Raw genomic sequence first — 14,251 nt, forward strand, 5'->3', positions numbered from 1 at the left:
CGGCTCAGTGGTTGGCGTCGTAATAGTACGACTTCACCGGCACACGCGCGGCCGCCAGGCGCTGCTGCTCCTCGACGCTCTGCGGCTTGTCCCACCACAAGGCACGGCCCGTCTTCTGCTCTGCGCGCTCTTCGGGATGCTTCTCCATCCATTCGCGCATGAATTTGGTGTGCTCGGATTCGTACATCGCCATGATCGGGTCCTCGAGGTTGGACCGCGATTTTAGCAGCACGCAGAAGGCAGGGCACGGGATACCGGCTTGATGATAGGCTAGTTATATTCGACCCAGCGCATACTGCGCCGCCACGCGGACAGCATGCTCCAGCGCCACGCCTCACGGACCTGGCCGGATCCAACAGCGCCCGTCACGCCACAGACTTCGCATACATGAACCTGAGAACCCGATTCCTGCTGCTTACCGCGCTGCTCATGCTGACAGCGTCAGCCGTAGCCTTCGCGTTGTTCCAGCGCGCGGCCGAGCGCATCATCGAGCACTGGGGCGTCCGCCTGGCCGAGACCCAGGTGCGCTACGACAGCGCGCGCCTGCTGCAGCCGATCGGGCGTGAGATTGCGCTTGCCCGCCAGATGGCGCACTCACAGGTGCTGCGCCGCTGGGCGCAGAATCCGGACGATGTCGCGCTATACACCGAGGCTCTGGCGGAGATGGAGAGCTTCCGCAACAACTTCCAGGACCGTAGCTATTTCGTCGCCCTGCGCAAAACGGGGGCTTACTACCACAATAATGCGGCCAACGAATTCGGGGAGGCGCCGCTGCGCTACCACCTCAAGGAGAGCGAGCCGGCCGACGCCTGGTTCTTCACCCTGATCCGCGAACAGCGCGACTTTCACCTCAACATCAATCCGGACGTCCCGCTCGGCGTCACCAAACTCTGGATCGATGTGCTGATCCGCGGCGATGACGGCCACATTCTCGGCGTGGTCGGTACGGGCCTGGAGCTCGACGGCTTCATCCGCGATGTGATCGACGTCTCGCCTCCGGGCGTCAGCACGCTCTTTGTCGATCATAGCGGGGCCATCCAGCTCTTCCGCGACCGTGAGCTGATCGACTACGCCAGCATCGTCAAGCAGGCAGCAGAGAAGAAGACGGTGGACCGGCTCCTCGAGCGCGAGGAGGACCGCGCACAGCTGCGTGCGATGATGGCGCAGCTGCGCGCAAGTGGAGCCCTGCCCATGACCGTCCTGAGCCACTTCGTCAAGGTGGGTGGCGAGCGCAATCTGGCGGGGATCGCCTACCTTCCCGAGCTCGACTGGTTCGAGATCACGCTGCTCGACCTCGACGTACTGATGCCGGTCAGCAGCCTGAACGTGGCGGCGCTCGCCTTCAGCGCTGCGCTGCTGGTAACGCTGGCCATCGTGCATCTGAGCATGACCCGCCTGATCTTCAGACCCCTCGGCGCACTCGAGCGCGCAATCCTGCAGGTACGCGACGGCGACCCGGACCCCGTCGCCCTTCCCTCGGGCAAGGGCGAGGTCGGCAAGCTGATCCAGCATTTTGAGGCCATGGCCAACGCGGTTCGCAGCACCCACGCCGAGCTCGAACACCGGGTGCAGGAAAGGACCGAGGCGCTCAACCGCCTTGCGCGCATCGACGACCTCACCGGCCTGACCAACCGGCGCGGCATGACCGAGCTGATCGTCGAAGAGCTTAGCCGCAGCGCTCGCCAGCACAGCGCGCTCGGCATCATCTGGATCGACGTCGACCACTTCAAGCAGATCAACGACATGCTGGGCCATGCAGAGGGTGATCGTGCGCTGACCAGCGTCGCCCAGCTCCTGCGTAGCCAGATCCGCCCCTACGACAGTGCGGCGCGTTGGGGTGGCGACGAGTTCCTGGTGCTGCTGACGCCCTGCGATCGTACGGCGCTGGTCACGTTGAGCGAACGCATACGCGCCGAGGCCGAGCACACATTGAGCCTGGCCAATGGCCGGCCAATCACGCTCAGCATCGGGGCCTATCTGGCCCAGCCGGGTGAAAGCGACGAACACGCCCTGCTCCGCGCCGACGAGGCCTTGTACCGGGCAAAGAATCAGGGACGCAACCGGGTCGTGGTCAGCGGCTGAAACAGCCGACGGGGACGCTCGCGCAGGATCAGCCCACGCGACCGTCGCCCTTCACCCTACCGATTCGCACCACATCCGGCAGCCGCCGCACCTCGCGCATCACCCGCGCCAGGTGCATGCGGTCGCGAACCTGGACGGTAAAGCTCAGCGCCGTGTAGTCGCCCTGCTCGCTTTCCATGGACACGCCCTGGATATTGCAGTCTTCCTCGGCGATGGCGTTGGCCACGCGCGCGAGCACACCACGCGCATTGCGGCTGAGCACCCGGATGCCGACGTCGAACAGGCGGTCGTCGGTCAAGTGCTCCCATTCGACATCGACCCAGCGTCCACGGTCGCCACGCAGGCGCGCCACATTGGGGCAGTCGTGCGTATGCACCTCAAGGCCCTGCCCCTTGCGCAGGGTGCCGATGATGGGATCTCCCGGGATCGGATGGCAGCAGCGCGCCAGCTGAACAGCCACCCCTTCCGAACCACGGATGGTGATCGCCCCGGCGGGCTTGGGCTTGACGACGTCCGGGCGCCCCGACTCCATGTCCTGCGCCTCGGCAAGGCGGCGGGCGATGATCGCAGGCAGGCGCTTGCCCAGACCGAGATCGGAGAACAGGTCACGCTTGTGCCGTACGCCCCGGTCGCGCAGGAAGCGGTCCCAGGCAAAGGTGGAAATCTGCCCCAGCGTAAGCCCATGCGGACGCAGCGCCTGGTTGAGCAGGCGCTCGCCAAGCGCAACCGCCTCGTCCTGCTGCGCGTTCTTAAGGAAATGGCGGATCTGCGCGCGCGCCTTGCCGGTACGGGCATAGGCCAGCCAGGCCGGGTTGGGGTTGGCATGCGCTGCGGTGATGATCTCGACCTGGTCTCCGTTGCGCAACTCGCTGCGCAGGGGCATGAGGTCGCCGTTGACGCGACAGGCCACGCAGCGGTTGCCCACGTCGGTGTGCACCGCGTAGGCGAAGTCGACCGGGGTCGAGCCCTTGGGCATGGAGAAGATCTTGCCCATCGGCGAGAACACGTATACCTCGCCCGGGAACAGGTCGATCTTTACGTGCTCGAGGAATTCGGTGGCCTCGCCCGACGTGGACTGCAACTCGAGCAGGGACTGCAGCCAGGAGTGCGTCTTCTGCTGCAGTTCGGTGAGGGTTTTCTCGTCTTCCTTGTACAGCCAGTGCGAGGCCACGCCGGTCTCTGCGATGTGGTGCATCTCGCGGTTGCGGATCTGCACCTCGACCGGCATGCCGAAGGGGCCGATCAGTGTCGTGTGCAGGCTCTGGTAACCGTTTGCCTTGGGGATCGCCAGGTAGTCCTTGAACTTGCCCGGCACCGGCTTGTACATCGAGTGCAGCGCGCCCAGCGCCAGATAGCAGCTGGGCACATCATTGACGATGACGCGGAAGCCGTAGATGTCGAGCACCTGCGAGAAGGACAGGTGCTTCTCGACCATCTTGCGGTAGATGCCATAGAGGTGCTTCTCGCGCCCCTGCACTTCCGCGGCGATGCCCCACTGCGCGAGGCGCTCCTCGATGCTGGAGAGGATCTTGCCCACCACTTCTCGGCGGTTGCCGCGTGCGGCGCGGATCGCCTTGGCGAGCACCTCGTAGCGCAGCGGGTACTTGTTCTGGAACGACAGTTCCTGGAGTTCGCGGAAGAGGTCGTTGAGCCCGAGCCGGTTGGCGATCGGCGCATAGATCTCGAGCGTCTCGTTGGCGATGCGGCGGCGCTTGGCCGGACGCATGTGGTCCAGCGTGCGCATGTTGTGCAGGCGGTCGGCGAGCTTGATGAGGATGACGCGCAGATCGCTCGCCATCGCCAGCAGCATCTTGCGGAAGTTCTCCGCCTGCGCCTCCTCGTGCGAGCGAAACTCGATCTTGTCGAGCTTGGAGAGCCCATCTACCAGCTCGGCGGCGATCTTGCCGAAGCGTTCGGCGATCTCGGCCTTGCTGATGTGCGTGTCCTCCATCACGTCGTGGAGGAGCGCCGCAATCAGCGCCTGCGAGTCGAGGTGCCAGTCCGCCACCAGCGAGCACACCGCCACCGGGTGGCTGACATAGGGCTCACCGCTGACGCGGAACTGCCCGGCATGGGCATCGGCGGAAAAATGATAGGCCGCTTCGACCCGGCCAACGTCCTCGGGCTTGAGGTAGGTCTGCAGCTTGGCCTTGAGTTGCTGGAAGTCGAGCGCGAGCACGCTCGACACCGGCGGGCGGAAGGATTGGGGGGCTGGGCTCGCGTCTGCGGCTTTCATGCAACCCCCGGGCGGAATCAGGCCTGACCGCGATTGAGCATCTCGAGGCCGACCTTGCCTGCCGCAACTTCACGCAGTGCGACGACGGTGGGTTTGTCCTTGTCCTGCGGGTCGAGCTCGATCTGCGGCGTGCCGCCGGCGGTGAGCTGGCGGGCACGGTAGGTCGCCGCCAGCGTGAGCTGGAAGCGGTTCGGAATCTTCTTCAGGCAGTCTTCTACGGTGATGCGGGCCATGTTCAGTCCTGTTCGAGAAAGGCGAAATATTCGGGATGCCGCAAATGCTGGTTCGCATAACGCAAACGCGCAGCGCGCACTACGGCGACCAGATCGTCGAGCGCGGCATCGATTTCGTCGTTGATTATAACGTAGTCGAATTCGGCGACATGGCGCATCTCTCCGCGCGCACCGAGCAGGCGGCGGCTGATGACCTCGTCGCTGTCGGTGTTACGCCCGCGCAGGCGGGACTCGAGCGCCTCCATCGACGGCGGCATGATGAACACGCCCACCGCATCGGTGAAATGCTTGCGAACCTGTTGCGCACCCTGCCAGTCGATCTCGAGCAAGGTGTCACGCCCCGCCGCGATCTGCTCCTTCAACCAGACCTTCGACGTGGCGTAGTAGTTTCCGTGCACCTCGGCCCACTCGAGGAACTCGCCGCGATCGCGCAGGCTGCGGAAGGTCGGCACATCCACGAAGTGATACTCGCGCCCATCCTGCTCGCCCTGCCGCGGTGCGCGCGTGGTATAGGAGATGGACAGCTGCACGCGTCGATCGCGCTGCAGCAGGCCGCGCACCAGCGTGGTCTTGCCGGCGCCCGACGGTGCGGTGACGATGAAGAGGGTTCCCGGCATGGTGCGCGTCCTCGTTTGGCTTAGGGCGGTCGCCCGCGCGCGCTATGCGGCGCGGTCTGGCTGGAGCGCGAGCGCTCACTCCAGGTTCTGCACCTGCTCGCGCATCTGCTCGATGAGCACCTTCATCTCCATGGCGATGCCGGTGATGTCGGTTGCAGGCGATTTGGAGGCCAGGGTGTTGGCTTCGCGGTTCAGCTCCTGCATCAGGAAGTCGAGCCGTTTGCCGGCTGCGCCGCCAGCCTTGAGGATGCGCTCGACCTCATCAAGATGCGTCGCAAGCCGGGTCAACTCCTCATCGACATCGATACGCTGGGCGTAGAGCGCGACCTCCTGGCGGACACGATCCTCGTCCAGGCTGGCGACCGCATCGCGCAGTCGTGCGGTGAGGCGCTCCTGGTATTCGGCGACCACGGCCGGCATGCGCGGCGTCGCCTGGGCGACCAGCTCGCGCATGCGCGCCACCCGCTCACGGATCATGTCAGCGAGCTTCTCGCCTTCGCGACGACGCGTCGCCACCATGTCGTCGAGCGCGGCTTCGGCGAGTTGGACGATCGCCGGCAGCATCTCGTCAAAGCCAAGGCTGTCGTCGGCGAGCATGCCGGGCCAGCGCAGCAGTTCGTTTACGCTGAGCGGCGCGGCGTCGGCGAAGCGCGCGCGCAGGGTCGCCTGGGCCTCGGCCAGTTGATCGAGGAGCGCGGCATTGAGCGCCATGCTGCGCGGCGCACTGTGCCCGGCCTGGAGATTGAGCCTGCACTCGACCTTGCCGCGCCCGAGGCGGGCCGTGATCCGCTCGCGAATGGCCGGCTCGGCCGCACGCAGATCGTCGACGATGCGGAATCCCAGGTCGAGATAACGCGAATTGACGCTGCGCAGCTCGAGATGAAGGCTGATACTGCCCAAGTCTCGCGTCTGAACCGCGAAACCTGTCATGCTTTGGACCATTGAAGCGCTCCGGGAACACCGCCCCATCGATTAAACTGGGCGTTCCTCTGTGAAATGAAACCGCGAAGGTTCCGATTCTAGCGCCCCCGAAGATGCCGCCTCAAGCCAATTGCGCGCTGCCACAGGGCTTCCAGCTCGACCAGTACCGCATCGAGCGACAACTGTCGCTGGGCGGGTTTTCCATCGTCTACCTCGCCTACGACACCGAAGGCACCCCGGTCGCGATCAAGGAATACCTGCCCAACTCCCTTGCGCTGCGCAAGGAAGGCGAGACCGAACCGCAGGTCCCGGAGGAGCACCGCGCGGCTTTCCGCTACGGCATGAAGTGCTTCTTCGAGGAAGGCCGCGCCCTCGCCAAGCTGATGCACCCCAACGTCGTACGCGTGCTCAACTTCTTCCGCGCCAACGGCACGGTGTACATGGTCATGCAGTTCGAGCGCGGCCGCACGCTGCACGAGTACATCCAGAAGCACCGCGGCGAGATCAAGGAAGGCATGCTTCGCGCGGTGTTCGCGCGCATGCTCAACGGCCTGCGCGAGGTGCATTCGCACAAGCTGCTGCACCTGGACATCAAGCCCTCGAACATCTACCTGCGCACCGACGGCACCCCGGTGCTGCTCGATTTCGGCGCCGCCCGCCAGACCCTGCTCACCGACCAGCCCGTCCTCAAGCCGATGTACACGCCGGGCTACGCCGCGCCCGAGCAATACGAGAAGAGCGCCCAGCTCGGCCCCTGGACCGACATCTACAGCGTGGGTGCCAGCCTGTACGCCTGCGTCACCGGCAGCGCCCCGCCGCGCGCCGACGAGCGTACCCAGCACGACACCTTGCAGCCCCTGGTCCGCACCCACGCGGGCCGCTACCAGAACCAGCTGCTCGAACTGATCGACTGGACCTTGCTGCTCGATCCGCTCAAACGCCCACAAAGCGTATATGCGCTGCAGAAGGCACTGGTTCACCGTCAACGCGGGGCGGACCGGCCGGAGAAGTGGTTTTCGGACCTAGGCAGCCGCCTGAAGTCCTTCATCGCCCGCAACTGAGGCCGTGTAACCATGCGCTTCACCATCTATCAGGAAAGCCGAGTCGGCCAGCGCAGCAACAACCAGGACCGCATCGCGCACTGCTATTCGCGCGATGCGCTGCTGCTGGTGGTGGCCGACGGCATGGGCGGACACCAGCACGGCGAACTGGCCGCCCACGTCGCGGTACAGCACATCGCGCTCGCCTTCCAGCGCGAAGCGCGGCCCATGCTCGCCGACCCCTCGCTGTTCCTGTCACGGGCGCTCACCAACGCGCACCATGCCATCCTTGACCATACGCTCGATCGCGGCCTGGCCGAGGCGCCCCGGACCACCATCGTCGCCTGCGTGATCCAGCACGGTGCGGCATTTTGGGCGCACGCGGGCGACTCCCGGCTGTACCTGCTGCGCCGCGGCCACATGGTCACACGCACGCGCGACCATTCGCGCACGCAGATGCTCGTGGATCAGGGTTTGCTGCGCCCCGAGGACGCACAGCACCACCCCGGCCGCAATCGGGTCTACTCCTGTCTGGGCGGCACGCACCAACCCCAGGTCGAGCACTCGCCGCGCACGCCACTGTGCGATGGCGACATCATCGCCCTGTGCAGCGACGGCGTGTGGGGGCCCGTGGGGGACGACCGCCTCGTCACCGGGCTCACCAATGGCCCGCTCGGTCAGGCTGCACCTCAGCTCATGGACCAGGCTGAGCATATCGCTGGCCCGAGTGCAGACAATCTCTCCATGGTGGCGATGTGCTGGCACGACGAGAACAACCTCGGCCCGGCAACGGTAGACGCAATTTCCACGCGCACCATGGAGATGGACATGTTCAGCACCCGCCTCGGCTCGGGCAGCGCCAGCAACGGCGGCGCCGATCTCGACGAGGACGAGATCGAGCGCGCCATCCGCGAGATCAACGAAACCATCCGCAAGTTCGACCAGAATTGACAGGAATCCCCATGCGACCCAGCCAGCGACACCCCGACCAGCTCCGCGACGTCCGCCTCACCCGCGGTTTCACCTGCCACGCCGAAGGCTCGGTGCTGGTCGAGTTCGGCGCCACACGCGTGCTGTGCACCGCCAGCGTCGAAGAGAGCTTGCCCCCCTTCCTGCGCGGCAAGGGCCAGGGCTGGGTAACCGCCGAATATGGCATGCTGCCGCGCGCCACCCACACCCGCAGCGCGCGCGAGGCCGCCAAGGGCAAGCAGAGCGGGCGCACCCAGGAGATCCAGCGCCTGATCGGTCGCAGCCTGCGCGCAGTGGTTGACCTGGTCGCGCTCGGCGAGCGTCAGATCGTCGTCGACTGCGACGTGCTGCAGGCCGACGGGGGCACCCGCACCGCCGCCATCACCGGCGCCTGTGTCGCCGTACATGACGCGCTCGTCGGCCTGATCACCGCCGGCAAGCTCGCCCACAACCCGATGCGCGAGCTCGTCGCCGCAGTGTCGGTGGGCATCCACCAGGGTGTGCCCGTGCTCGACCTCGACTACGCCGAGGACTCCGACTGCGACACCGACATGAACGTGGTGATGACCGAGAGCGGCGGCCTGATCGAAGTCCAGGGCACCGCCGAAGGCGCGGCCTTCTCGCGCACCGAACTCAACGCCCTGCTCGACCTCGCCGAACGCGGCGGGCGTCAGCTTTTCGAACTGCAGCGCGCAGTGCTGCACGCCGCCATCCCCAAGGCCTGACCCCCTCGCGCCAGGAGCACCATCGCATGAGCAAACGACTCGTCCTCGCCAGCAACAACGCCAAGAAGGCCGCAGAGATGCAGGCCCTGCTCGCCCCGCTCGGCATCGAGGTCGTCCCGCAGTCCGTGTTCGGCGTGGGCGAGGCCGAAGAGCCGCACCCCAGCTTCGTCGAGAACGCGCTTGCCAAGGCCCGCCACGCCGCGTCCGCCACCGGCCTGCCCGCGGTGGCGGACGACTCCGGCCTGTGCGTCGAGGCGCTCGGCGGCGCACCGGGCGTGATCTCCGCCCGCTTCGCCGGTGAGCCCAAGTCGGACGCGCGCAACAACGCCCTGCTGCTGGACAAGCTCGCCCATCTCACCGAGCCCGCCCAGCGCCGCGCCTACTTCTACTCGGCGGTGGTGCTGGTGCGCCACGCCGAAGACCCCCGCCCGCTCATCGCCGACGGCGAATGGCACGGCGAGATCCTCACCGCCGCGCGCGGCGAGGGCGGCTTCGGCTACGACCCGCTGTTCTGGGTCCCCGAACTGGAGCAGACCGCTGCCGAACTCGACTCCGCGCTCAAGAACACCCTCAGCCACCGTGGCGCCGCCATGCGCCACCTGCTCGACCGGCTTGCCGCACATCCGCTCTGACCCCGCCGCCGTGACCACCCGCCGCACCATCCCGCTGACGCCGCTCACCACGCCGGCGCGCGCCCTGCCGCTGCCCGAACGCCCACAACTCGAATCCCCGCCGCCGCTGTCCTTGTACGTGCATTTCCCCTGGTGCGTGAAGAAGTGTCCCTACTGCGACTTCAACTCGCACGCTCCACGCGAGGGCGGCATCCCCGAACAGGCCTGGCTGGACGCAGTGCTCGCCGACCTGCAGCACGCCCTGCCCCAGGTCTGGGGGCGGCGGGTGCACAGCGTCTTCATCGGTGGCGGCACCCCCAGCCTGATGTCGGCGGCCACGCTCGACGGTCTGCTCACCGGCATCCGCATGCTGTTGCCGCTCGACCCGCTCGCCGAGATCACCCTGGAAGCCAACCCCGGGACAGTGGAAGCCGAACGCTTCCGCGACTACCGCGCCGCCGGCGTCAATCGCCTGTCGCTCGGCGTCCAGAGCTTCGACGACACCATGCTGGCAAAGATAGGCCGCATCCACGGCGGCCTTGATGCGCGGCGTGCGATCGACGCGGCGTGCACCCACTTCGAGCGCGTCAACCTCGACCTGATGTATGCCCTGCCCGGCCAGACCCTGGACAGGGCGCTCGCCGACCTGGAGACCGCGATCAGCTTCGGCGTGCAGCACCTGTCCTGCTACCACCTCACCCTCGAGCCCAACACCCCCTTCGCGCACAACCCGCCACCGCTGCCCGACGACGACAGCGCCGCCGACATGCAGGAGGCGATCGAAGCCCGCCTGGCCGAGGCCGGCTTCGAACACTACGAGACCTCCGCCTTCGCCCGCCCGCACGAGCAAAGCCGCCACAATCTCAACTACTGGACCTTCGGCGACTACCTCGGCATCGGCCCCGGCGCCCACGGCAAGCTCTCCAGCCACGAGGGCATCCGCCGCGAGATGCGCCACAAACACCCCGGGCGCTACCTCGAAGGCGCGGCGAGCGGCGACTTTATCCAGGAAGCGCGCGAGGTGTCGGTGGCGGAGTTGCCCTTCGAGTTCATGATGAACGCGCTGCGCCTCACCGAAGGCGTGCCGGCGAAGCTGTTCGCAGCACGCACCGGCGTGCCGATCGAGGCGATCGCCGACGAGCTCGCGCAGGCGCGCGAACGCGGGCTGCTGGAGATGGCAGGGGGGCAATTGCGGCCGACGCTGCAGGGGCGTCGGTTTCTGAACGAGTTGCTGCAGGTGTTTCTGAAGGTTTGAACACCCTGCATCTTGCGAGGGGGGCGTCGAGGAGTGTTTCCTTGCCCAACAGCCTGAAATCCCTTGTCGATGAGCGGGTCGGCGAGCGGGGCTACAGCACCCGTAGCGAGTACGTGTGCGAACGGATCACATCGATGTCTTGCGCATACTGCACGGCCGGCGCGACATTCCCGCCTGGATGCAGGCCCCTGACGCCATCGCCTGGCAGCGATCGGCCGAGACGCCAAGGCCCAGCAATCACGGCCCGCTCATCGAAGCGCCATTCATGTGGCCTGTTTTGGCCGGACTGAGACTTGCAGCCCCGACCTGCGTGGGGGTACAACCCGCCCCTGGCTGTCTCGACCCGACCCAAAGCCGCTTGATGACATTTTCAAACGCGCTGACAGCTTGCGGGCAAGATTGTCTGGATGCGTCGTCTCGCCAGCTCAGACATGTACGAACTCACTGTTTGCGCAATGTAGCACCGAGGTGCTACATTGACTTTCGGTACCACACTACGGAGTTTGCCATGCCCACGACCACCATTCGCCTGCCGGATGAGCTGAAAGCCCGACTTGCAACTGCTGCAAAGCACGCCGGAATGACGGCTCATGGCTTCATTCTCCAAGCGATCGCCGAGAAGACCGAGCAGGCGGAACGTCGTGCTGATTTCGATGCAGTAGCGGAAGCTCGCTATGAACGCATTGTGGTCACCGGTAAGACCATCCCGTGGCAGGAAATGCGCGGCTATCTGGAAGCGCACATGGCCGGCAAGGCAGCGAAACGCCCTGTTGCGCGCAAACTGGCACGCTGAAGGTGTCCTGCATCGAGTTGGCGCCGGAGGTTGCAGAGGATTTTGATCGTATCCTCGATCATCTGACCAAGTACGAGGTAGCAGATCCTGGGCAGCGCATTGGCGAAATCATTGCTGCCTTGGAAGTTCTGGTGCAGAACCCGTCGATCGGTCGTCTGGTGGCGAATGCCAAGCGCGAGCTGGTGATTGGTCGTCGTTCACATGGGTATGTAGCCTTGTATCGCTATGTGCCCGAGATTGATACGGTGTTCGTGCTGGCGATACGGAGCCAGCGTGAGGCCGGGTACGTCGAGCGGGATTCGGCCGGGTAATACGCTTGCCACCGTAACGGCGTCACCGCCTTTCGCGGTCGGCCTGGACGCCCCGAGTGGCAGGTTCCGGATAAGTTGAACATTATTCGCGTTACCAGATTCTTCCATGCGGCTACGCCTGCTTGTGGCCGAACGTGTGCGTTCGCTGCAAACGCCGCAACGAGTCTCTACTGCTTCTTCCTCGCCCGAATATAGAGCACCTTGCTCGTACCACCCGGCGCGTTCCACTCCTCGGTCAGGAACAGATCATCCCGCCCCCGCACCAGATCGGACAGCTTCTTGAATCCGTGAAGCCGCGAGTCGAAATCCGGCTGGATTTTCTGCAGGTAACTGCCGAACGTGCCGAGATGAGCCCATCCAGAATCGTCAGCCGATTTCTCGAGCGCCTCCATCAGAAAATCGGTCGGAAAAGCCGGGCGCTCCATCGTCGTTGTAGGCGTGACCGCAGACCCGGCGGCGGGCCACTCCGACCGGGGCGCCGGTTCAGCCCACCGTGGCGACGAAGGAGCGGACCATGGCGACGACTTTCGCCTCGCGCTCACGATGCGGGACGTGGCACGTATCGGCCATCAACTCCAGCCGCGCCGGCCCGGCACTGCGCTCGGTGATCAGTTGCGGGTGAGCGGGTGAGCCGTATTCGTCATCGACGCCGTGAATGACCAGGCTCGGGCAGGTAACCTGCGGCAGCACGGCGCACAGCGACCAGGCCGCGAAGTCCGGGTGCAGCCAGGTTTCGATCCAGGCGTCGAGCACCCAGCGCGCCTTGTCCCCGTGGTAGCGCTTGAGACGCTCAACCTGGCCCGGGTCGCTGAACAGGGCGCGCGCATCCTCCAGCCCGGCAACGGTACGGTCCTCGACGAAGGCCTGGGCCGATTCGGTGATCAGGGCGACGCAGGCCGCACCGTGGTGCGCGGCGCAATTCACCGCCATTCCACCGCCGACGCTATGACCAAAGACGATGAAACGCGCGATGCCGAGCTGGTCGATGACGGCTGCGAAGTCGCCCTCCGCCTCGCGGGCGATGAAGTCGAGCGCGAGCGTACCGGGATGCGGGTCGGAATGGCCGAAGCCGCAGCGGTCATAGGCCACCACCCGGCGCCCGGTGGCCTTGCACAGCGCTGCGGGAAACCCGCGCCAGAGCTCGACACTCCCCAGCGAGTCGTGCAGCAGCAGAATGGGCGCCCCCGGCAAGGACTCGGTCGGCGCCCAGCTACGGACGAAAAGGCGGCCGTGACGACCCTCGACCCAGGCGTCCTGGCTGGTGGTGTGCGGCAATCGGATGTTCATGCGAGGAGGCTCGGGGCGGGTTGTCAGGGCTTCGACTCGACGCGATTGCCCTCATCCATGCGGCGGATCGCCTGTTCGCCCTGGCTGGCCAGCGCGGCGAGGCGGTCGATCTGGGCATCGAGCTTGGGCAGGGCGTCCTGGCGGTAGCGCGACAGGTCATCAATGGCACCGATCACGTCGGCGAAGGCCTGCTCGAGCTGGCCCATGTCGAGCATGGTCGAGGCCGCACGCTTCTGGATATCCACGCCCTGGGTGCGCAGCGCCTGCGCGGTACCGGCGATGAGCGCCGAGGTCGTCTCGTTGAGCGCGGCGACGCGGTCAAGCACCAGGCGCTGGTTGGCCAGGCCGAGGGCGACGGTGACGGCGACGTTGAGCGCCGACACGGTGACGTTGATCGCGCGATCCACGCCGCGGATGAGCTCGCGGTTGTTGCGGATGACGACCTCGAGCGCGAGCACGCCTTGCTGGCTCACCGCGACCTGTTGCTGCAGGTCTACGATGCGCTGCCGCAGCGGGAAGAGGAGTTCCTCCTCGACGAAGGCGCGCCGCGGCGCGGGCAGCGTGGCGGAGGCAGCCTCGCGCGCCAAGCGGCGGTCGATCATGCGGCCGAGTTCGACCTGGCGTTCGAGCTGCGCGAGGATGGCGCGCAACGACTGCTGATCGTCGGCGAGGGTGAGGTTGTCGCGGCGCAGCATGTCGGCGCCAGCCTGTAGGTCGCGAATGATTGCGTCGAGCGCGTCCTGCGCCTTCTCGTACTTCTGGAAGTAGCGCTGCATCGGCTTGCCGACGCCGGGGATGAAGGACAGCGCGCGTGACAATCCTTCGCCGCTCAGCTGCTGGCGGGCGGGGTCGAGGTCCTGCATCTTGTCGCGCAGTGCGATCAGCGCCTGCGCCACCGGACCGCCTTCGTCGCCCTGGTGGGCAAGCTTGCGGATCGGTGCCTGCAGCATCTCGCTGCGCCACGCCGCCTGGCGCTGCAGCTCGACGCCCATGGTGTCCACCGCCTCGCGCTGGCGCTGGCGCTCGGCCTCATCGGCGGCAAGGGCGTCGCGCACGAAGGCGTCGGCGGTGACCGCAAGCTCGGGGTCTTCGGGCCTCTCCACAGGCTGCGGCGGAACCGTTTCGCGCGCGATGTCCTCGATCGGGGGCAGTGACAGGCTCATTGCAGCAT

General features: G+C 66.2%; 16 protein-coding genes. 8 read left to right on the forward strand and 8 right to left on the reverse strand.

Annotation, left to right across the window (positions count from 1 at the left end):
• Positions 1 to 4: 4 nt before the first annotated feature.
• A complete protein-coding gene (locus ACPT9U_RS04865; protein ID WP_435750082.1) occupies positions 5 to 193 on the reverse strand; it encodes a DUF3460 family protein in 189 nt (62 codons plus the stop codon).
• A 194-nt stretch (positions 194 to 387) separates the two neighbouring features.
• On the opposite strand from ACPT9U_RS04865, the gene ACPT9U_RS04870 reads away from it, so the two are divergent.
• A complete protein-coding gene (locus ACPT9U_RS04870) occupies positions 388 to 2,082 on the forward strand; it encodes a diguanylate cyclase (protein ID WP_435750083.1) in 1,695 nt (564 codons plus the stop codon).
• Between the two features lie 28 nt (positions 2,083 to 2,110).
• On the opposite strand, the gene ACPT9U_RS04875 is transcribed toward ACPT9U_RS04870, so the two are convergent.
• The 4 genes from ACPT9U_RS04875 to ACPT9U_RS04890 form a co-directional block, all read right to left on the reverse strand.
• Complete coding sequence (locus tag ACPT9U_RS04875; protein WP_418364027.1) at positions 2,111 to 4,318, reverse strand: RelA/SpoT family protein; 2,208 nt, start codon at positions 4,316 to 4,318, stop codon at positions 2,111 to 2,113.
• A 17-nt stretch (positions 4,319 to 4,335) separates the two neighbouring features.
• The gene (rpoZ, locus tag ACPT9U_RS04880) at positions 4,336 to 4,551 is read right to left on the reverse strand and encodes a DNA-directed RNA polymerase subunit omega (protein WP_418364028.1); all 216 of its coding nucleotides are present in this window, start codon (positions 4,549 to 4,551) and stop codon (positions 4,336 to 4,338) included.
• A gap of 2 nt (positions 4,552 to 4,553) precedes the next feature.
• Positions 4,554 to 5,168, reverse strand: coding sequence for a guanylate kinase (gene gmk, locus ACPT9U_RS04885; protein WP_435750084.1), 615 nt, complete (start codon positions 5,166 to 5,168; stop codon positions 4,554 to 4,556).
• Between the two features lie 75 nt (positions 5,169 to 5,243).
• A complete protein-coding gene (locus ACPT9U_RS04890; RefSeq protein ID WP_435750085.1) occupies positions 5,244 to 6,110 on the reverse strand; it encodes a YicC/YloC family endoribonuclease in 867 nt (288 codons plus the stop codon).
• Positions 6,111 to 6,202: 92 nt separating this feature from the next.
• On the opposite strand from ACPT9U_RS04890, the gene ACPT9U_RS04895 reads away from it, so the two are divergent.
• From ACPT9U_RS04895 to ACPT9U_RS04925, 7 genes are all read left to right on the forward strand, one after another.
• Positions 6,203 to 7,150: a serine/threonine protein kinase gene (locus tag ACPT9U_RS04895; protein WP_435750086.1), complete on the forward strand. Its 948-nt coding sequence runs from the start codon at positions 6,203 to 6,205 to the stop codon at positions 7,148 to 7,150.
• A 12-nt stretch (positions 7,151 to 7,162) separates the two neighbouring features.
• Positions 7,163 to 8,080 (forward strand): PP2C family protein-serine/threonine phosphatase, encoded by a 918-nt coding sequence (locus tag ACPT9U_RS04900; protein WP_418364032.1) that lies wholly within the window; start codon positions 7,163 to 7,165, stop codon positions 8,078 to 8,080.
• Between the two features lie 11 nt (positions 8,081 to 8,091).
• Complete coding sequence (gene rph / locus ACPT9U_RS04905; RefSeq protein WP_418364033.1) at positions 8,092 to 8,823, forward strand: ribonuclease PH; 732 nt, start codon at positions 8,092 to 8,094, stop codon at positions 8,821 to 8,823.
• 26 nt (positions 8,824 to 8,849) lie between these two features.
• Positions 8,850 to 9,455: an RdgB/HAM1 family non-canonical purine NTP pyrophosphatase gene (rdgB, locus tag ACPT9U_RS04910; RefSeq protein ID WP_435750087.1), complete on the forward strand. Its 606-nt coding sequence runs from the start codon at positions 8,850 to 8,852 to the stop codon at positions 9,453 to 9,455.
• A gap of 10 nt (positions 9,456 to 9,465) precedes the next feature.
• Entirely contained in the window at positions 9,466 to 10,689 is a 1,224-nt protein-coding gene (gene hemW / locus ACPT9U_RS04915; protein ID WP_435750088.1) for a radical SAM family heme chaperone HemW, read from the forward strand.
• 508 nt (positions 10,690 to 11,197) lie between these two features.
• Positions 11,198 to 11,482, forward strand: a complete 285-nt coding sequence (locus tag ACPT9U_RS04920) for a CopG family transcriptional regulator (protein WP_435750089.1) — start codon at positions 11,198 to 11,200, stop codon at positions 11,480 to 11,482.
• Positions 11,483 to 11,484: 2 nt separating this feature from the next.
• Positions 11,485 to 11,793, forward strand: coding sequence for a type II toxin-antitoxin system RelE/ParE family toxin (locus tag ACPT9U_RS04925; protein WP_435750090.1), 309 nt, complete (start codon positions 11,485 to 11,487; stop codon positions 11,791 to 11,793).
• Positions 11,794 to 11,960: 167 nt separating this feature from the next.
• Here ACPT9U_RS04925 and ACPT9U_RS04930 read toward each other — a convergent pair whose 3' ends face one another.
• From ACPT9U_RS04930 to ACPT9U_RS04940, 3 genes are all read right to left on the reverse strand, one after another.
• On the reverse strand, positions 11,961 to 12,185 hold the full coding sequence (locus ACPT9U_RS04930; protein ID WP_435750091.1) for an OST-HTH/LOTUS domain-containing protein: 225 nt from the start codon (positions 12,183 to 12,185) through the stop codon (positions 11,961 to 11,963).
• A 91-nt stretch (positions 12,186 to 12,276) separates the two neighbouring features.
• Positions 12,277 to 13,080, reverse strand: a complete 804-nt coding sequence (locus tag ACPT9U_RS04935; RefSeq protein ID WP_435750092.1) for an alpha/beta fold hydrolase — start codon at positions 13,078 to 13,080, stop codon at positions 12,277 to 12,279.
• A 23-nt stretch (positions 13,081 to 13,103) separates the two neighbouring features.
• Complete coding sequence (locus tag ACPT9U_RS04940) at positions 13,104 to 14,243, reverse strand: toxic anion resistance protein (protein ID WP_435750093.1); 1,140 nt, start codon at positions 14,241 to 14,243, stop codon at positions 13,104 to 13,106.
• Between the last annotated feature and the right edge of the window lie 8 nt (positions 14,244 to 14,251).

The sequence above is a fragment of the Thauera sp. AutoDN2 genome, assembly GCF_051280715.1.
Lineage (GTDB): Bacteria > Pseudomonadota > Gammaproteobacteria > Burkholderiales > Rhodocyclaceae > Thauera.